This is a genomic window from Enterobacter sp. UCD-UG_FMILLET (genome assembly GCF_000762975.1).
Classification (GTDB): Bacteria; Pseudomonadota; Gammaproteobacteria; order Enterobacterales; family Enterobacteriaceae; genus Enterobacter; species Enterobacter dykesii.
The window spans coordinates 773,204-792,733 of sequence record NZ_JRJC01000036.1 but is presented as its reverse complement, the minus strand read 5'-3'; the positions used below and the strand labels follow the sequence as shown (position 1 = coordinate 792,733).

Sequence of the window (19,530 nt, the reverse complement as noted above, 5' to 3'; positions counted from 1 at the left end):
CGGGATTAACGCTTCAGCGCATCGCTCAGTTCATCACGCATGTTTGCCAGCATGGCTTTAACAACGCGTGGGTTACCCGCAACGACGTTGCCGGTAGACATATAGTTATGGCCGCCGGTGAAATCACACACGATGGCGCCTGCTTCACGTGCGATCAGCTCGCCCGCAGCAAAGTCCCACGGCTTCAGCGACAGCTCGAAGTAACCGTCAACGCGGCCTGTTGCTACATAGGCCAGATCCAGTGCGGCAGAGCCGGTGCGGCGGAAGTCCGCGCATTCGGTGAACAGTTTGCCCAGGATATTCATATAAGTGGTCGCGTGCTGTTTCGCCTTGAACGGGAAACCGGTCGCCAGAATGGTGCCGTCCAGATCGCGTGCGTTGCTGCAGCGCAGACGGTAGCCGTTCAGCTGTGCACCCTGACCGCGGGTCGCGGTGAACAGTTCGTTACGCATTGGATCGTAAACAACGGCGACTTCAGTACGGCCTTTAATGCGTACAGCGATAGACACAGAGAAGTGTGGCAGGCGTTTGACGAAGTTGGTGGTGCCATCCAGTGGATCGATAACCCATTGAACATCCTGATCGGTACCTTCATGTTCACCGCTTTCTTCGGTGATGATGGTGTGCTGCGGGTAAGATTTGCGGATCGTTTCGATAATAATCGCTTCTGCGGCTTTATCGACGTTAGTCACGAAATCATTGCTGCCTTTCTGGCTGGTTTCTACGGAGTCTGGCGTTTCGTAGTGTTTGGCAATTACATTACCCGCCTTGCGCGCTGCGCGCACGGCGATGGTCAGCATCGGATGCATCGGTCTCTCTCACTGGATGTTAAAGAACAGGAAAATCGGCGCAGAGTATAGCAGTGGGATCGGATTATGTCTCCCGTTTATGATAATATGCCGGAATATTCTTCAGACGCTGAATTCAGACATTAAAAATTATGCTGCAAAACATTCGAATCGTGCTGGTCGAAACATCGCACACCGGCAACATGGGCTCCGTTGCCCGCGCTATGAAAACCATGGGCTTAACGAACCTGTGGCTGGTTAACCCGCTGGTGAAACCTGACTCGCAGGCTATCGCCCTGGCGGCAGGTGCCAGCGACGTGATCGGCAACGCCCAGATCGTCGATACCCTTGACGAAGCGCTGGCCGGCTGCAGCCTCGTTGTTGGCACGAGCGCGCGTTCACGCACGCTGCCGTGGCCGATGCTGGATCCGCGCGAATGCGGCCTGAAAAGCGTCTCAGAAGCGGAACAGGCTCCGGTTGCGCTGGTGTTTGGCCGCGAGCGCGTTGGCCTGACCAACGACGAGCTGCAGAAGTGCCACTATCACGTCGCCATCGCGGCGAACCCGGAATACAGCTCGCTGAACCTGGCGATGGCGGTGCAGGTTATCGCCTATGAGGTGCGAATGGCGTGGCTGGCGACGCAGGAGAAACAGGCAGAGCCTAAAGAAGAAACGGCCTACCCGCTGGTGGACGATCTTGAGCGCTTCTACGGTCACCTGGAGCAGACGCTGCTCTCAACCGGCTTTATTCGTGAAGGCCACCCGGGCCAGGTGATGAACAAGCTGCGCCGCATGTTTACCCGCGCGCGCCCGGAAAGCCAGGAGCTGAACATCCTGCGCGGGATCCTGGCGTCGATTGAGCAGAAGAATAAAGAGTAGTGTCGATTTCCCCCTCTCCTCGTGGGAGAGGGCTGGGGTGAGGACATCAGGCCGCACCTGGGTTATGAAGGCACGGAACGTTAAATACCTGACTAAAACAGTCAAGTAAATAGTTGACCATTTTAGTCAGGAATGTCAGACTTGGCCCTGCTATGCAATACCCCCATTTTACAATAAAAAACCCCGGGCAGGGGCGAGTTTGAGGTTAAGTAAGACATGAGACTGACATCTAAAGGGCGTTATGCCGTGACCGCGATGCTGGACGTTGCGCTCAACTCCGAAGCGGGCCCGGTTCCGTTGGCTGATATTTCTGAACGACAAGGGATCTCCCTCTCTTACCTGGAACAGCTATTCTCCAGACTGCGTAAAAATGGACTTGTTTCCAGCGTTCGTGGCCCAGGCGGCGGTTATTTGCTGGGTAAAGACGCGGGCAGTATTGCAGTTGGTGAAGTGATTAGCGCAGTTGACGAATCCGTTGACGCGACCCGTTGCCAGGGTAAAGGCGGCTGCCAGGGCGGCGATAAGTGCCTGACCCACGCGCTGTGGCGCGATCTGAGCGACCGTTTGACCGGCTTCCTGAACAACATCACCCTCGGTGAGCTGGTGAATAACCAGGAAGTTCTGGATGTCTCAGGTCGTCAGCACGGTCAGGATTCCCAACGCAGCACCCGCGCGCAGGACGCTATCGACGTCAAACTGCGCGCGTAATAAAACGATAAAGATTTCAGAATCAGGCCGGGGCGGTCACGCCCCGCGTACTCGGTCGTACATCCAGCCGGTTGCCTGATTCCTTGCATTGAAGCGATGTACGGAGTTTAAAGAGCAATGAAATTACCGATTTATCTCGATTACTCCGCAACCACGCCGGTGGACCCGCGTGTTGCCGAGAAAATGATGCAGTGTCTGACCCTGGACGGAAACTTTGGTAACCCAGCTTCCCGTTCACACCGTTTTGGCTGGCATGCTGAAGAGGCGGTTGATATCGCCCGTAATCAGATTGCTGACCTGGTGGGTGCCGACCCGCGTGAGATTGTATTCACCTCCGGTGCGACCGAATCCGACAACCTGGCGATCAAAGGTGCAGCCAACTTTTATCAGAAAAAAGGCAAGCACATCATCACCAGCAAAACCGAACACAAAGCCGTGCTGGATACCTGCCGCCAGCTGGAGCGTGAAGGGTACGAAGTGACTTACCTGGCGCCACAGAGCAACGGGATCATCGACCTGAAAGAGCTCGAAGCGGCCATGCGTGATGACACCATTCTGGTTTCTATCATGCACGTTAACAACGAAATCGGCGTCGTTCAGGACATCGCGACCATCGGCGAAATGTGCCGCGCGCGCGGTATCATCTACCACGTGGACGCGACCCAGAGCGTGGGCAAACTGCCTATCGACCTGAGCCAGCTGAAAGTGGACCTGATGTCCTTCTCCGGCCACAAAATTTATGGCCCGAAAGGGATCGGCGCGCTGTACGTTCGTCGTAAGCCACGTATCCGCATCGAAGCACAGATGCACGGCGGCGGTCACGAGCGCGGTATGCGTTCCGGCACGCTGCCTGTTCACCAGATCGTGGGCATGGGCGAAGCGTACCGCATTGCGAAAGAAGAGATGGAAACCGAGATGGCACGCCTGCGCACGCTGCGTAACCGTCTGTGGGACGGCGTGAAAGATATGGAAGAAGTGTATCTGAACGGCGATCTCGAGCAGGGCGCACCGAACATCCTCAACGTCAGCTTCAACTATGTTGAAGGCGAATCGCTGATCATGGCGCTGAAAGACCTGGCCGTTTCTTCCGGTTCTGCCTGTACGTCTGCAAGCCTGGAGCCATCCTACGTGCTGCGCGCGCTGGGCATGACCGACGAGCTGGCACACAGCTCTATCCGTTTCTCTTTAGGTCGTTTCACTACCGAAGAAGAGATTGACTACACCATCAAGCTGGTTCGCAACTCCATCGGCCGTCTGCGCGACCTTTCTCCACTGTGGGAAATGTTCAAGCAGGGCGTGGATCTGAACAGCATTGAATGGTCACATCACTAATCGGTACATAAGGAGAATTCAATCATGGCATACAGCGAAAAAGTCATCGATCATTACGAGAACCCGCGCAACGTTGGCTCATTTGACAACAGCGACGAATCTGTTGGTAGCGGCATGGTTGGCGCACCGGCGTGTGGCGACGTGATGAAGTTGCAGATCAAAGTCAACAATGAAGGTATCATTGAAGACGCGCGTTTCAAGACCTACGGCTGCGGTTCTGCTATCGCGTCCAGCTCCCTGGTGACCGAATGGGTGAAGGGCAAGTCTCTGGACGAAGCACAGGCAATCAAGAACACGGATATTGCTGAAGAACTCGAACTGCCACCGGTGAAAATTCACTGCTCAATTCTGGCAGAAGACGCGATCAAAGCCGCTATTGCGGACTATAAAAGCAAACGTGAAGCAAAATAATTGAGGTTTGAGTATGTCGATTACCCTTAGCGACAGCGCTGCCGCGCGAGTAAGCTCTTTTCTGGCGAACCGTGGTAAAGGCTTTGGCCTGCGACTGGGCGTACGTACCTCCGGCTGTTCTGGTATGGCTTACGTACTGGAGTTTGTTGATGAACCGGCGTCTGATGATACCGTGTTCGAAGACAAGGGCGTGAAGGTGGTGGTCGATGGCAAAAGCCTGCAATTCCTCAACGGCACTCAGCTGGACTTCGTTAAAGAAGGCCTGAACGAAGGGTTCAAGTTCACGAACCCGAACGTCAAAGACGAGTGTGGTTGCGGCGAAAGCTTCCACGTTTAACCGCGCGTCATCCGAAACCCCACCGTGGCTTACCTGCTGCGCGTGGGGTTTGTTCTAACAGGCTACCCCTGAGATTGTTATGGATTACTTCACTCTCTTCGGACTACCCGCTCAATACCCGATTGATCTCCAGGCGCTGACAATCCGTTTTCAGGATCTTCAGCGTCAGTACCATCCGGATAAATTCGCGAGTGGTACTCAGGCAGAACAGCTGGCTGCGGTTTCCCACTCTGCCACCATCAACCAGGCCTGGCAGACGCTGCGCCATCCGCTGGCGCGCGCTGAATATCTGCTCTTGCTCCACGGTTTCGATCTGGCGAGCGAACAGCACACCGTGCGTGACACGGCGTTTCTGATGGAACAGCTGGAGCTTCGCGAAGAGCTGGATGAGATTGAACAGGCCAAAGACGAAGCGCGTCTGGAAAGCTTTATTACGCGCGTGAAGGGCATGTTCGATACCCGCCATCAGCAGATGGTGGAGCAACTGAACAACGAGACCTGGGACGTGGCGGCAGACACTGTGCGCAAACTCCGTTTTCTCGATAAACTGCGAAGCAGTGCTGAACAACTCGAAGAAAAGCTGCTCGATTTTTAATTTCGGAAGCAATTATGGCCTTATTACAAATTAGTGAGCCTGGCTTAAGTGCCGCACCGCACCAGCGTCGTCTGGCGGTGGGTATCGATCTGGGCACCACCAATTCCCTCGTGGCGACCGTGCGCAGCGGCCAGGCGGAAACGCTGGCTGACGAGCAGGGCCGCCATCTGCTGCCTTCCGTGGTCCACTACCAGCAGCAGGGGCACGCGGTCGGCTATGACGCCCGCGCCAACGCCGCGCGCGATCCGGCCAACACCATCAGCTCCGTGAAGCGCATGATGGGCCGCTCGCTGACCGATATTCAGACCCGCTATCCGCATCTGCCGTATCAGCTGCAGGCCAGTGAAAACGGCCTGCCGATGATTGCGACCGCGGCCGGTCTGCTGAACCCGATTCGCGTTTCCTCCGACATCCTCAAAGCGCTGGCGGCGCGCGCGACGGCGACGCTCGGCGGCGATCTGGACGGCGTAGTCATCACCGTTCCGGCCTATTTTGACGATGCACAGCGTCAGGGCACCAAAGACGCCGCGCGTCTGGCGGGCCTGCACGTGCTGCGCCTGCTGAACGAACCGACGGCGGCGGCGATTGCCTACGGCCTCGACTCCGGTCAGGAAGGGGTCATTGCGGTTTACGACCTCGGCGGCGGTACCTTTGATATCTCGATCCTGCGCCTGAGCCGTGGGGTGTTTGAAGTGCTGGCGACCGGCGGGGATTCCGCGCTGGGTGGCGATGACTTCGACCATCTGCTGGCGGACTACATTCGCGAGCAGGCGGGCATCAGCGATCGCAGCGATGCGCGCGTCCAGCGTGAACTGCTGGATGCGGCGATTGACGCCAAAATCGCCCTGAGCGATGCGCAGACGGTTACCGTAAACGTTGCGGGCTGGCAGGGTGAGATCACCCGCGACCAGTTCAGCGATCTGATTGCCCCGCTGGTGAAGCGCACCCTGCTGGCCTGCCGTCGCGCATTGAAAGATGCGGGCGTTGAGGCGAACGAGGTGCTGGAAGTGGTCATGGTGGGCGGGTCGACCCGCGTGCCGCTGGTGCGCGAGCGCGTGGGCGAATTCTTTGGCCGCACGCCGCTGACCTCCATCGACCCGGACAAAGTGGTTGCCGTGGGCGCCGCAGTCCAGGCCGATATTCTGGTCGGCAACAAGCCGGACAGCGAAATGCTGCTGCTGGACGTCATCCCGCTGTCGCTGGGTTTAGAAACCATGGGCGGCCTGGTGGAGAAAGTGATCCCGCGTAACACCACCATTCCGGTGGCGCGCGCGCAGGAGTTCACGACCTTCAAAGACGGCCAGACCGCGATGTCCATCCACGTAATGCAGGGCGAACGCGAGCTGGTGCAGGACTGCCGCTCTCTGGCGCGCTTTGCGCTGCGCGGCATTCCGGCGCTGCCTGCGGGTGGGGCGCATATTCGCGTCACCTTCCAGGTGGATGCGGACGGTCTGCTGAGCGTCACGGCGATGGAAAAATCCACCGGCGTGGAATCGTCCATCCAGGTGAAGCCGTCCTACGGCCTGACCGATGGCGAAATCGCCTCCATGATTCAGGACTCAATGAGCTACGCCGAGCAGGATGTGAAGGCGCGTATGCTGGCTGAACAAAAAGTTGAAGCCGCCCGCGTGCTGGAGAGCCTGAATGGCGCGCTCGCTGCCGATGCCGCGCTGTTAAGCGCCGCTGAGCGCCAGGTGATTGACGACGCTGCCGCGCATTTAAGCGCAGTAGCAGAAGGCAATGACGCTGACGCAATAGAAGAAGCCATTAAAAACGTTGATAAACAAACCCAGGACTTTGCTGCTCGCCGCATGGACAAATCTGTCCGCGTCGCGCTGAAAGGCCAGTCCGTGGACGAGGTTTAATATGCCAAAGATTGTTATTTTGCCTCATGCGGACCTCTGTCCGGATGGCGCTGTTCTGGAAGCGAAGACCGGTGAAACCATTCTCGATGTTGCCCTGCGTGCAGGTATCGAAGTGGAACACGCCTGTGAAAAATCCTGTGCCTGCACCACCTGCCACTGCATCGTGCGTGAAGGTTTTGATTCTCTCGCTGAGAGCACCGAAGACGAAGACGACATGCTGGATAAAGCATGGGGTCTGGAGCCTGACAGCCGCCTGAGCTGTCAGGCGGCGGTAACCGATGAAGATCTGGTCGTGGAATTCCCACGCTACACCATCAACCACGCACGCGAGCATTGATATGGGACTGAAGTGGACAGACAGCCGTGAAATCGGCGAAGCGCTCTACGACGCGAACCCGGATCTCGATCCGAAGACCGTACGATTCACCGACATGCATCAGTGGATCTGCGATTTAGAGGATTTCGACGACGATCCAAACGCATCCAATGAAAAAATTCTGGAGGCGATTCTGTTAGTCTGGTTAGATGAAGCAGAATAAATAACATAACGGGCTGCCTTCAGGCGGCCCGTTTGCTAGTTGCTAATAAGGAAAAATAAAATGACCGAAGCGATGAAGATTACGCTCTCGACGCAGCCCGCCGACGCGCGCTGGGGCGAGAAAGCCAGCTACAGCATCAACAATGACGGCATAACCCTGCACCTGACGGGCAACGACGATTTGGGTCTGATCCAGCGCGCCGCGCGTAAAATTGACGGCCTGGGCATTAAGCATGTCTCCCTGGAAGGCGAAGGCTGGGACACCGACCGCAGCTGGGCATTCTGGGCAGGCTACAAAGGGCCGAAAGGCACCCGCAAAATTGAGTGGGCGAACCTCGACGAAGCCGGTCAGAAAGAGCTGGAAAGCCGCCTGCAAATCATCGACTGGGTGCGCGACACCATCAACGCCCCGGCGGAAGAGCTTGGTCCGGAGCAGCTGGCGCAGCGCGCGGTTGACCTGCTGTGCGGCGTGGCCGGCGACAAGATGTCCTATCGCATTACCAAAGGTGAAGACCTGCGCGAGCAGAATTACATGGGCATCCACACCGTGGGCCGTGGTTCCGAGCGCCCTCCGGTCCTGCTGGCTCTGGATTACAACCCAACCGGCGATAAAGCGGCGCCGGTCTTTGCCTGCCTGGTCGGGAAAGGCATCACCTTCGACACCGGCGGCTACAGCCTGAAGCAGAGCGCGTTCATGGACTCCATGAAGTCCGACATGGGCGGCGCGGCAACCATCACCGGCGCGCTGGCGTTCGCCATTACCCGCGGTCTGAACAAGCGCGTGAAGCTGTATCTGTGCTGCGCGGACAACATGGTGAGCGGTAACGCCTTCAAGCTGGGCGACATCATTCGCTACCGCAACGGCAAAAACGTCGAAGTGATGAACACCGACGCCGAAGGCCGTCTGGTGCTGGCCGATGGCCTGATCGACGCGTCTGCCCAGAAGCCAGAGCTAATTATCGACATGGCGACCCTGACCGGCGCGGCAAAAACCGCCCTGGGTAACGACTACCACGCGCTGTTCAGCTTCGACGACAAGCTGGCCGCTCGCCTGCTGGCAAGCGCCGCTGCGGAAAACGAGCCGTTCTGGCGTCTGCCGCTGGCCGAGTTCCACCGCAGCCAGCTGCCGTCCAACTTTGCCGAGCTGAACAACACCGCGAGCGCGGCGTACCCGGCGGGTGCAAGCACGGCGGCAGGCTTCCTGTCCCACTTCGTTGAGAACTACCACGAAGGCTGGCTGCACATCGACTGTTCCGCAACGTACCGTAAAGCGGCAGTTGAGCAGTGGTCCGCGGGCGCGACCGGTCTGGGCGTGCGTACCGTGGCGAACCTGCTGACGGCGGAGTAATCGTTATTGCCCTCTCCCCCTCTCCCAGGGGGAGAGGGGGAAATGCATCATCTGGAATTGTTATGTCCGAAACCAAAAACGAATTAGAAACTCTGCTGGAGCAGGCGGCGACCGAGCCCGCCCACCGTCCGGCATTTTTCCGCACGCTGCTGGAATCCACCGTCTGGGTGCCGGGCACCGCGGCGGAAGGTGAGCAGGTTGTCGAAGATAGCGCGCTGGATCTGCTGCACTGGGAGAAAGACGACGGCAGTTCGGTGATCCCGTTCTTTACCTCGCTGGAAGCCCTGCAGGAAGCGGTAGAAGACGAACAGGCGTTCGTAGTGATGCCGGTGCGTACCCTGTTTGAAATGACGCTGGGCCAGACGCTGTTCCTTAACGCGAAGCTGCCGACCGGGAAAGAGTTTACGCCGCGTGAAATCAGCCATCTGATAGGTGAAGAGGGCAACCCGCTCAGCACCCAGGAAGTGCTGGAAGGGGGCGAAACGCTGCTGCTGTCTGAAGTGGCCGAGCCGCCCGCGCAGATGATTGATTCCCTGACGACGCTGTTCAAAACCCTGAAACCGGTTAGACGCGCGTTTCTCTGCTCCATTAAAGAGCGTGCGGACGAGCATCCGGTTCTGCTGATTGGTATTGAGGCGGACGGCGATATCGACGACATCATTCAGGCCGCGGGTAGCGTGGCGACCGACACGCTGCCGGGCGATGAGCCGATTGATATCTGCCAGGTGAAGAACGGCGAGAAGGGCATCAGCCACTTTATTACCGAGCACATCACCCCGTTCTACGAGCGTCGCTGGGGCGGCTTCCTGCGCGATCTCAAAACCAACCGCATCATCTGATTACGGCGGGGTGAATATCACCCCGTTGCTTCCAGCAGCAGTAAATCCATCAGCAGCACCAGATTCGACTCAAACGACGTCACCCCCGCGGCTTCGGCGGCGAAGTGTACCGCTTCGTCATAGAGGGCGAAGTGCACGTCCGCCATCCCCGCCAGCGTATTGGCCGAGGCGCGGGTAAACGCGACGATCGTCATGCCAACGTTTTTGGCAATCCGCGCTTTATCCAGCACCTGCTCCGTTTCGCCGCTGCGTGAGACGGCAATAAACACCTGATAGCGGGCGGCATTGCTGAGGAAAATATTCCGGCTGTCCCCCGGCCCGGAGATAAACGCCGTTTTGCCCAGCACCTGCAGCTTCTTGGTCAGGTACTCCGCAAAGAGATAGGAAAACCCGGCCCCGTAGAGAAAGAAGCTCTCTTTCTGGCGCAGCAGGTCGGCAAACTGCTGGCGTTTTTCCTGCGTGACCCACTGGAAGGTGTGCTGATAGTTGGCGATAAACTGGTTAAACAGCGCCGGGAGTTCAGGAAGCGACTGCCCCTGAGCGGCAATATGCGGCGTGTCGGAGAGCAGCTGCTTGCAGTGCCAGATAAACTCGCTAAAGCCGCTGAACCCCAGCTTCTGGCACAGCCGCATGATGGTGGCGGTAGAAACAAACGTCGCCTGCGCCAGCTCGCGTACCGTGATGTTGCCCACCAGCAGCGGATGCTCCGTGAGGTGAGCGAGGACGCGATACTCCGCGCGGGTCAGTGACGCTCCGCGCGTTAACAGCGTGGCCAGGCGATTATCCATTATTTCGCCGGTTCAACCGGCAGGTCGTCACGCGCGCCCCATTCGCTCCAGGCGCCGTCGTATAGCGTGACGTCGTTCGCGCCGAGCGTGGCGAGCGCCAGGATCACCACGCAGGCCGTGACGCCGGAGCCGCAGCTGGCAATAATTGGACGGTGTAAATCAACGCCGGCACGGTCAAAAATGGCGCGCAGCTCGTCGGTGGTTTTCAGCTCGCCCTCAAACACCAGATCGCCCCACGGCACGTTCAGCGCGCCCGGAATATGTCCGCGCTTCAGCCCCGGACGCGGTTCGTCCGCTTCGGCATTGAAGCGAGGCGCTGGACGGGCATCGACGATTTGCGCCGTTTTTTCATGGCTCACGACCAGCACGTCGGTCAGGCGTTTTACCACGTGGGTGTCAAAGGTCGCGTCGAATTCACCTTCCGGCAGCGTTACGTCACCCTGCTGAAGCGGCAGCTCGTCGCGCTTCCAGCCCGCCAGCCCGCCGGCAAGAATCGACACTTTTTCCACGCCGAAGTTTTTCAGCATCCACCACGCGCGCGGCGCGGAGAAGAGGTTACCTTCATCATAGACAACGAGGTGTTTGTCTTTGCTGACGCCCAGCTCGCGCATCGCCACGGAAAATGCTTCCGGGCGCGGCAGCATGTGCGGCAGGGGAGAGTTGTGATCGGAGAGGGTTTCAATATCAAAAAATACCGCGCCAGGCAGGTGCCCGGCACGGTATTCCGCGACCATATCGCGAAGGTGTTCCTGCCCAGCCGGGGCCATACGCGCGTCAATAATCTGAACTTCCGGATCGTCACCGTGCTCAATCAGCCAGTCGGCGGCGACAAAATATGAGGTGGACATGGGTTGCCTCCATTCTTTTCCGTAAAAAAGGATTGTCGGTGTTTTTTCTGACACCGACAAGCAAACCACGTTCAACTCGCGAGCAAGCCCCTATTTTTTCACCGGTTCGCCGTCTTGCCAGGCTTTTTGCAGCGCTGGCCAGTAGTCGCTGTTGGCCTCAATCATTTCATCCAGAATCGCCTTCGCGTGTTCCATGGTCGGCACGGTGCGGTTGAGGGTAAACGCCTGCAGGGCTTTCTCATAGCTGCCTTCGATAGTCGCCTCTACCAGCAGCTGTTCAGATGCGAGCTGCTGCTGCAAAAGGGTTTGATGGAACAGCGGCACCTGACCGACGCGAATCGGTTCCGGACCCTCGGAGGTGATATAAGCGGGAACCTCCACCACCGCATCGTAAGGCAGGTTGGTAATCGCCCCGCGGTTTTCCACCATCACCAGATGGCGGCTGTGCAGGTTAAAGGCCAGCGAGCAGGCGACATCAACGATAAACTCGCCGTGGACGCCCACGTGGAAGGCATCAGGCAGGATCCCGGTGCGCTTATATTCTTCGGCAGCGGCGAACAGCTTTTTCTCGCGCCCGTCCATCACTTCATTGGCGCGGGTATAGTCCGGGTTCTGGTGTTCCACAATCTGGTTCGGCATCAGGTAGTACTGCAGATACGGGTTCGGCAGATACTCCGGGAAATGGTCCATGATTGGCTTAATGTTGCGCCAGGTTTTTACCCATGATGGATCGGAATGCTGCGGATCGGTTTTGGCCGCATCTTCCGTCAGCAGGCCAAACGTCGCGATATGCTTACGCAGCTCGGGAAGCTTGTCTTCGCCGTCCACCAGTACTCGGGTAAACCAGCCGAAGTGGTTCAGGCCGAAGTAGTCCACCTCCAGCCTGCGGCGATCGACCCCCAGAATCGCCCCCATATTGCGCATGGCGGCGACAGGCATATCGCAGATGTTCAGCACCCGCGCATCCGGACGCAGCCGGCGCACGCCCTCCGCAACGATCGCCGCCGGGTTGGAGTAGTTCACGATCCAGGCTTTTTCGTGCGCGTAGCGATCCACCAGATCGATAAGCTCAACCATCGGCAGGATCGTGCGCAGGCCGTAGGCCAGCCCGCCGGGTCCGCAGGTTTCCTGGCCGACCACCCCGTGACGCAGCGGGATCTTCTCATCCTGCTCGCGCATCTTATACTGGCCGACGCGCATCTGGGCGAAGACGAAATGCGCGCCGCTGAAGGCCACTTCAGGGTCGCTGGTAACGGTGAACTTGATGCTCTGGCTGTGGTCGCGGATGACCTTTTCGACGACCGGCGCAATGGTGTTCTGGCGCGCCTCGTCGATGTCATAAAGGCGGATTTCGGCCAGCGGGAAATCCTGCAGGCGCACCATCAGGCTTTTCACAATACCCGGCGTGTAGGTGCTGCCGCCGCCGGCAATCGACAGAATGAATGGGGGTGTAAACATCTTTAGCTCCTTTCAGAGAAACGTCTCAACGGCTTCTCGCATTTTTTTGACGTGCAGCCCGTAGACCACCTGAACGTTGTTACCTTGTTTGATAATCCCTTTCGCGCCGGTCGCCTTCAGCCGCGGCTCGTCGATAATGGCGACATCCTTCACAGTGACGCGTAAGCGGGTGTAGCAGTTGTCCACCACTTCAATGTTTTCCCGACCGCCGAGTCCCACCACGATGGATTCACCCAGCCCGTCGTTATTGCCCTTCGCCTGGTACTCCTGCTTGCTGTAGAGGCGCGTCTCTTGATCTTCATCCTCACGGCCCGGCGTTTTCATGTTGAAGCGCAGGATCAGGAAGCGGAACACCACGAAGTAGAGAGCGAACATGATCAGCCCGACCACGATGTACACCGGCCAGTTGGACTTCTCCGTGCCGAGCGGCAGGTTGTAGAGGATGAAGTCGATAATCCCGTTGGCACCGATGGCGTGAACGCCCAGCAGCGAGAACAGCATCATGCCGATGCCGGTCAGCACCGCGTGCACCACGAACAGCAGCGGAGCGACGAACAGGAAGGAGAACTCAATCGGCTCGGTCACGCCGACCAGCAGAGAGGTCAGCGCCGCCGGGATCAGAATGGCTTTCGCAATGGCTTTACGCTCCGGCTTTGCGGTCATGTACATCGCCAGGGCTGCGGCAGGCAGGCCGAACATCTTGCTGATGCCGCGCGCATCCCACACCACGGTGCTGCTGAGCTGCTTCACCTCCCGACAAGCCATTTCGGCGAAGTAGATATTGCGCGCGCCCTGATAGGTTGTGCCGCACACCTCCTGCGTGCCGCCCAGCTCGGTATAGAGGAACGGCGTATAAACCAGATGGTGCAGGCCGGTGGGGACCAGAATACGTTCCAGGAAACCGTAGATTGCCACGCCAAGCGGCCCGGAGCCTTTGATGGCCAGCGCCAGGGCACTAATACCGTGCTGGGCAAAGGGCCATAGTTCACTCATCACCACGCCGAGCAGCATGGAGACGGGAAGCATGACGATGGCGACAAAACAGTGGCCAGAGTAAATCGCCATCGCGCCGTTAAACTGTACGCCGGAGTATTTGTTGTACAGATAGCCGGAGAGCGCCCCGGTCAGGATCCCGGCAAAAACGCCCATCTCCAGCACCTGTACGCCCAGTACCATGGTCTGCCCGGCCGCTTTCATTTGGGCCGCTGGCGCCAGCGCGCCCTGCAGCTGCAGCGTGACGTTCATGGCGTTGATGAACACCACAAAGGTCACCAGACCAATCAGCGCGGCATAGCCTTTATCACGCGTCGCCAGACCAATCGGGATCCCGACGGCAAACACCAGCGCCAGGTTGACCAGCACCGACACGGCAGATTTCACGATAAGCTGACCAAGATGCTGAATCAGCGGATGGCCCAGAAACGGCAGGTATTCAGCGAGATTACCGTTACCCAGAACGTTACCAAAGGCGATAAACAGACCGACGATCGGTAAGATAAGGACCGGTCCATACAATGATTTTCCGAAATTTTGTAGGGCGTTCACGGCTCGTTTCATGGCTTTCTCTCTTTTTGAACCGCGCACTCGGGGTGCGTCATGGTCATAAAACTAGCAGCCTTCGGGCGAGCTTAGCCAGCTATCTTCTTGTTTTAAAAACAAATGACGTAAAAGGTAACATGTGACGTTATGTGCTGTGATCGCGGTTCCATCACGGTGTAGCGACGTGATGCCGTTCTGCGAGGCGCTTTCCACATTTTAAAATTGGCCTTTTTGAATTAACGAAACTTGCGGATAATACTTATCCGGACGACGACCAACAGGCCCCCTCAGGCCAGGGACACAGGATGAAACCGTTTCGCTTAGCCGCGATCTCTCTCGCGCTGCTTACCACGTTTACGCTTGTCGGCTGTGATAACAGCGACGATAAATCTCAGGCTGCGGCTCCCGCGGCATCCACAGCATCAACACCGAAAGCTGCAGAAAAGCCCAATGCTGAAACGTTGGCTAAGCTTGCCGCCCAGAGTCAGGGAAAAGCGCTGACCCTGCTGGATACCTCGGAAGTCCAGCTCGACGGTGCCGCCACGCTGGTGCTGACCTTTTCTGTTCCGCTGAATCCCGATCAGGATTTCGCCAAAACGGTGCATGTCGTGGATAAGAAAAGCGGCAAGGTTGACGGGGCGTGGGAACTTGCGCCTAACCTGAAAGAGCTTCGACTGCGCCACCTGGAACCTAACCGTAACCTGGTCGTCACCGTTGAACGTGACCTGCAGGCGCTGAACAAGGCGACGTTTGGCATTGATTATGAAAAAGCCCTGACCACCCGGGACATTGAACCCACCGTTGGTTTTGCCAGCCGCGGCTCGCTGCTGCCGGGCAAAGTGGTGGAAGGTCTGCCGGTGATGGCGCTCAACGTCAACAATGTTGATGTCAACTTTTACCGCGTGAAGCCGGAATCGCTGGCCTCCCTTGTCAGCCAGTGGGAGTACCGTAACTCGCTGACCAACTGGGAATCCGATAACCTGCTGAAGATGGCGGAGCTGGTTTACACCGGTCGATTCGACCTTAATCCGGCGCGCAATACGCGCGAAAAATTGCTGTTGCCCCTGAAGGATATTAAACCGCTCCAGCAGTCTGGCGTTTATATCGCGGTCATGAACCAGGCCGGGCACTACAACTACAGCAACGCCGCAACGCTCTTTACCTTAAGCGATATTGGCCTGTCCGCTCACCGTTACCATAACCGCCTGGATATTTTCACCCAGAGTCTGGAAAACGGTGCGGCGCAGTCCGGCGTGACCGTCACGCTGCTGAACGATAAAGGGCAGACCCTTGCCGAGGCGAAGAGCGACGGCGATGGCCACGCTAAGCTTGAGACCGACAAAGAGGCCGCGCTGATTCTGGCCAGTAAAGACGGTCAGACCACGCTGCTTGACCTCAAGCTTCCTGCGCTGGATCTGGCAGAGTTCGATATTGCCGGTAGCCCTGGCTACAGTAAGCAATTCTTTATGTTTGGCCCACGCGATCTCTACCGCCCGGGTGAAACGGTGGTCCTCAACGGCTTACTGCGCGACAGTGACGGTAAGCCACTTCCGGATCAGCCCGTGAAGCTTGACGTGCTGCGCCCGGATGGACAGGTCGCGCGTACGATTGTCGTCAAGCCAGAGAACGGACTCTATCGCTTTAACTATCCGCTGGACAGCGGGGCGCAGACCGGCATGTGGCATATCCGCGCCAACACGGGCGATAACCTGCAGCGCCTGTGGGACTTCCACGTCGAAGACTTCATGCCAGAGCGCATGGCGCTCAACCTGAGCGGACAAAAAACGCCGGTTTCACCGCAGGATAACGTCGACTTTAACGTGGTGGGTTATTACCTGTATGGCGCACCGGCCAACGGTAATTCTCTGCAGGGCCAGCTTTTCCTGCGTCCGCTGCGTGACGCGGTGGCTGCGCTGCCGGGCTTCCAGTTTGGCGATATCGCCGAGGAGAACCTGAGCCGCAGTCTGGATGAAGTTCAGCTTACGCTTGATGAGCAGGGGCGTGGGCAGGTTTCTACCGAAAGCCAGTGGAAAGAGGTGCATTCTCCGCTGCAGCTGATCCTGCAGGCCAGCCTGCTGGAATCCGGCGGTCGTCCGGTGACGCGTCGCGCTGAGCAGGCAATCTGGCCGGCGGCTGAGCTGCCGGGTATCCGCCCTCAGTTCGCCAGTAAAGCCGTTTACGACTACCGCACCGATACCACCGTCAACCAGCCGATTGTTGACGAGAACGGCAATGCCAGCTTCGACATCGTTTACGCCGATGCCAGCGGAGCGAAAAAGGCAGTGTCCGGTTTACAGGTTCGCCTGATCCGCGAGCGCCGTGACTACTTCTGGAACTGGTCTGAGAGCGAAGGCTGGCAGTCTCAGTTCGATCAAAAAGATCTGATTGAAGGCGAGCAGGAGCTGACGCTCAAGGCCGACGAGACGGGTAAAGTCACCTTCCCGGTGGAGTGGGGCTCTTATCGTCTGGAAGTTAAAGCACCTGATGAGATGGTCAGCAGCGTGCGCTTCTGGGCAGGCTACAGCTGGCAGGATAACAGCGACGGCACCGGGGCTGCACGTCCTGACCGCGTGACGCTGAAGCTGGATAAGCCAGCCTATCAGCCAGGCGATACCATCAACCTGCACATTGCCGCGCCGGCAGCAGGCAAGGGCTATGCGATGATTGAGTCCAGCGAAGGGCCGCTGTGGTGGAAAGAGATCGACGTACCGGCAAACGGGCTTGATCTCGCTATCCCGGTCGACAAAGCCTGGAAACGTCACGATCTTTATCTCAGCACGCTAGTGGTACGTCCTGGGGATAAATCCAAATCCGCCACGCCGAAACGCGCGGTCGGCCTGCTGCATCTGCCGATGGGCGATGAAAATCGCCGCCTGAACATTGCGCTTGATAACCCGCAGAAAATGCGTCCAAACCAGACGCTCTCAGTGAAGGTGAAAGCCAGCGTGAAAGAAGGTGCGGTGCCGCAGAAAGTGAACGTCCTGGTCTCGGCGGTAGACAGCGGCGTGTTGAATATTACCGATTACGTTACGCCGGATCCGTGGCAGGCTTTCATTGGTCAGAAGCGCTACGGCGCGGATATCTACGATATTTACGGCCAGGTCATTGAAGGGCAGGGCCGCTTGGCCGCGCTGCGTTTTGGTGGTGACGGTGATGAGCTGAAGCGCGGCGGTAAACCGCCGGTAAACCACGTCACCATTATTGCCCAGCAGGCACAGCCGGTTACGCTGGATGCCAACGGAGAAGGCACGGTTACGCTGCCCATAGGAGACTTCAACGGTGAGCTGCGTCTGATGGCGCAGGCCTGGACGGAGGACGATTTCGGCAGCAGTGAAAGCAAGGTTGTGGTGGCCGCGCCGGTCATTGCCGAGCTTAATACGCCGCGCTTCCTGGCAAGCGGGGATACCTCGCGGCTGACGCTGGATATCACCAACCTCACCGACCAGCCGCAAACGCTGAACGTTGCCCTGACCGCGACAGGAAAACTGTCGCTGGAAGGCGGGCAGCCGCAGCCGATTCAGCTGTCTCCTGGCGCACGCAGCACCCTGTTTATTCCGGTGCGTGCGCTGGAGGGTTATGGTGATGGCGAGGTGACCGCTCAGGTGACCGGCCTGCAGCTCCCGGACGAGACCTTTGCACCGCAGCAGAAGAGCTGGAAAATCGGCGTGCGTCCGGCGTTCCCGGCGCAGACGGTGAATACCGGTGCCATGCTGAACCCCGGCGAGTCCTGGACCGCACCGGCGCAGCACAGTAACGGTTTCTCTCCTGCTACCCTGCAGGGGCAACTGCTGCTGAGCGGCAAACCACCGCTTAACCTGGCGCGCTATATTCGCGAACTGCAGGCATATCCGTATGGCTGTCTGGAGCAGACCACCAGCGGTCTGTTCCCGTCGCTCTACACCAACGCGGCGCAGCTTACGGCGCTTGGCATCAAAGGTGATACGGACGATAAACGCCGTGCCGCCATTGATATCGGTATTTCCCGTCTGCTGCAGATGCAGCGTGAAGACGGCGGGTTCGCGCTGTGGGATAAAAACGGTCCGGAAGAGTACTGGCTGACGGCCTACGTGACCGACTTCCTGATCCGTGCGGGCGAGCAGGGCTACAGCGTGCCTGCCGATGCGGTGAATAATGCCAATAGCCGGTTGCTGCGCTACCTGCAGGACCCGGGCATGATGTCTATTCGCTACAGCGACGATACGCAGGCCAGCAAGTTCGCCGTGCAGGCCTATGCCGCGCTGGTGCTGGCACGTCAGCAAAAAGCGCCGCTGGGCGCGCTGCGTGAAATCTGGGATCGTCACGCTCAGGCGGCGTCCGGTCTGCCGCTGATGCAGCTGGGCATGGCGCTCAAACTGATGGGCGACGCCCCGCGCAGCCAGCAGGCGCTGGATCTGGCGCTCAAAACGCCGCGCAACGACAGCAAAACCTGGATGGCCGATTACGGTAGCCAGCTTCGCGATAACGCGCTGATGCTCTCTCTTCTGGAGGAGTACAAGCTGCTGCCGGATGCGCAAAATACGCTGCTGAATGCCCTGTCTGAACAGGCCTTCAGCCAGCGCTGGCTGTCAACGCAGGAGAGCAATGCGCTGTTCCTGGCAGGACGTTCGCTGCAAACCCTGTCCGGTGCGTGGCAGGCAAAAACGTCTCTGTCTGAGACCGCATCAGGCGGCGATAAGTCGCTGGTACAAAACGTGAGCGGCGACCAGCTTGGCGCGCTACAGGTGACCAACACCGGGACAACACCGCTATGGGTACGCCTGGACAGCACCGGTTATCCGGAATATGCCCCTCAGCCGAGCTCGAACGTGCTGCAGGTGGAACGTCATATCCTGGCAACCGACGGCAGCAGTAAATCGCTCTCTTCGCTGAAGAGCGGTGAACTGGTGCTGGTCTGGCTGGAAGTTAAAGCCAGCCAGAACGTGCCGGACGCGCTGGTGGTGGATCTCCTCCCTGCGGGTCTGGAGCTGGAAAACCAGAATCTGGCGAGCAGCAGCGCCAGCCTGCAGGACAGCGGCAGTGAGGTACAGAACCTGCTCAGCCAGATGCAGCAGGCGGACATTCAGCATATGGAATTCCGCGACGACCGCTTTGTGGCTGCCGTACCGGTAAATGAAGGCCAGCCGGTCACGCTGGTCTATCTGGCCCGCGCCGTGACGCCGGGAACCTACCAGGTGCCAGTTCCGATGGTGGAGTCTATGTACGTTCCACAGTGGCGGGCAACGGGGGCGGCCAGCGGCCCGCTGATTGTTGTTCCGTAA

17 protein-coding genes are annotated in these 19,530 nt (G+C 58.4%); 12 read left to right on the top strand and 5 right to left on the bottom strand.

Going from position 1 to position 19,530, the window contains the following annotated elements:
* Window positions 1–5: 5 nt before the first annotated feature.
* The gene (gene suhB, locus LA04_RS18660) at window positions 6–809 is read right to left on the bottom strand and encodes an inositol-1-monophosphatase (protein ID WP_023308828.1); all 804 of its coding nucleotides are present in this window, start codon (window positions 807–809) and stop codon (window positions 6–8) included.
* Window positions 810–940: 131 nt separating this feature from the next.
* Here suhB and trmJ point away from each other — a divergent pair, with 131 nt between their 5' ends.
* The 11 genes from trmJ to sseB all read left to right on the top strand — a co-directional run bounded on the left by trmJ (window position 941) and on the right by sseB (window position 9,639).
* Complete coding sequence (gene trmJ / locus LA04_RS18655) at window positions 941–1,666, top strand: tRNA (cytosine(32)/uridine(32)-2'-O)-methyltransferase TrmJ (RefSeq protein WP_047652688.1); 726 nt, start codon at window positions 941–943, stop codon at window positions 1,664–1,666.
* 216 nt (window positions 1,667–1,882) lie between these two features.
* On the top strand, window positions 1,883–2,374 hold the full coding sequence (gene iscR / locus LA04_RS18650) for a Fe-S cluster assembly transcriptional regulator IscR (RefSeq protein ID WP_023308826.1): 492 nt from the start codon (window positions 1,883–1,885) through the stop codon (window positions 2,372–2,374).
* 117 nt (window positions 2,375–2,491) lie between these two features.
* Complete coding sequence (gene iscS / locus LA04_RS18645; protein ID WP_008502157.1) at window positions 2,492–3,706, top strand: cysteine desulfurase; 1,215 nt, start codon at window positions 2,492–2,494, stop codon at window positions 3,704–3,706.
* Between the two features lie 24 nt (window positions 3,707–3,730).
* Complete coding sequence (gene iscU / locus LA04_RS18640; RefSeq protein ID WP_003860661.1) at window positions 3,731–4,117, top strand: Fe-S cluster assembly scaffold IscU; 387 nt, start codon at window positions 3,731–3,733, stop codon at window positions 4,115–4,117.
* Between the two features lie 13 nt (window positions 4,118–4,130).
* Entirely contained in the window at window positions 4,131–4,454 is a 324-nt protein-coding gene (iscA, locus tag LA04_RS18635) for an iron-sulfur cluster assembly protein IscA (RefSeq protein ID WP_003860659.1), read from the top strand.
* 79 nt (window positions 4,455–4,533) lie between these two features.
* On the top strand, window positions 4,534–5,049 hold the full coding sequence (gene hscB, locus LA04_RS18630) for a co-chaperone HscB (RefSeq protein WP_047652687.1): 516 nt from the start codon (window positions 4,534–4,536) through the stop codon (window positions 5,047–5,049).
* Window positions 5,050–5,063: 14 nt separating this feature from the next.
* Window positions 5,064–6,914 carry a Fe-S protein assembly chaperone HscA gene (gene hscA / locus LA04_RS18625; RefSeq protein ID WP_047652686.1) on the top strand — a complete coding sequence of 617 codons (1,851 nt, stop codon included), beginning with the start codon at window positions 5,064–5,066 and terminating at the stop codon, window positions 6,912–6,914.
* Window position 6,915: 1 nt separating this feature from the next.
* A complete protein-coding gene (fdx, locus tag LA04_RS18620; protein WP_003860652.1) occupies window positions 6,916–7,251 on the top strand; it encodes an ISC system 2Fe-2S type ferredoxin in 336 nt (111 codons plus the stop codon).
* A 1-nt stretch (window position 7,252) separates the two neighbouring features.
* The gene (iscX, locus tag LA04_RS18615) at window positions 7,253–7,453 is read left to right on the top strand and encodes a Fe-S cluster assembly protein IscX (RefSeq protein ID WP_003860650.1); all 201 of its coding nucleotides are present in this window, start codon (window positions 7,253–7,255) and stop codon (window positions 7,451–7,453) included.
* Between the two features lie 60 nt (window positions 7,454–7,513).
* The gene (pepB, locus tag LA04_RS18610) at window positions 7,514–8,800 is read left to right on the top strand and encodes an aminopeptidase PepB (protein WP_047652685.1); all 1,287 of its coding nucleotides are present in this window, start codon (window positions 7,514–7,516) and stop codon (window positions 8,798–8,800) included.
* A gap of 62 nt (window positions 8,801–8,862) precedes the next feature.
* Window positions 8,863–9,639, top strand: a complete 777-nt coding sequence (gene sseB, locus LA04_RS18605; RefSeq protein WP_047652684.1) for an enhanced serine sensitivity protein SseB — start codon at window positions 8,863–8,865, stop codon at window positions 9,637–9,639.
* A 17-nt stretch (window positions 9,640–9,656) separates the two neighbouring features.
* On the opposite strand, the gene LA04_RS18600 is transcribed toward sseB, so the two are convergent.
* From LA04_RS18600 to LA04_RS18585, 4 genes are all read right to left on the bottom strand, one after another.
* Entirely contained in the window at window positions 9,657–10,427 is a 771-nt protein-coding gene (locus LA04_RS18600; protein WP_047652683.1) for a MurR/RpiR family transcriptional regulator, read from the bottom strand.
* Window positions 10,427–11,275 carry a 3-mercaptopyruvate sulfurtransferase gene (sseA, locus tag LA04_RS18595; RefSeq protein ID WP_047652682.1) on the bottom strand — a complete coding sequence of 283 codons (849 nt, stop codon included), beginning with the start codon at window positions 11,273–11,275 and terminating at the stop codon, window positions 10,427–10,429. The genes LA04_RS18600 and sseA overlap by 1 nt, the downstream gene beginning before the upstream one ends.
* 90 nt (window positions 11,276–11,365) lie before the next feature.
* The gene (locus tag LA04_RS18590) at window positions 11,366–12,733 is read right to left on the bottom strand and encodes a 6-phospho-alpha-glucosidase (protein ID WP_047652681.1); all 1,368 of its coding nucleotides are present in this window, start codon (window positions 12,731–12,733) and stop codon (window positions 11,366–11,368) included.
* 12 nt (window positions 12,734–12,745) lie between these two features.
* On the bottom strand, window positions 12,746–14,290 hold the full coding sequence (locus LA04_RS18585; RefSeq protein ID WP_047652680.1) for a PTS transporter subunit EIIC: 1,545 nt from the start codon (window positions 14,288–14,290) through the stop codon (window positions 12,746–12,748).
* Between the two features lie 287 nt (window positions 14,291–14,577).
* Here LA04_RS18585 and LA04_RS18580 point away from each other — a divergent pair, with 287 nt between their 5' ends.
* The gene (locus LA04_RS18580) at window positions 14,578–19,530 is read left to right on the top strand and encodes an alpha-2-macroglobulin family protein (RefSeq protein ID WP_047652679.1); all 4,953 of its coding nucleotides are present in this window, start codon (window positions 14,578–14,580) and stop codon (window positions 19,528–19,530) included.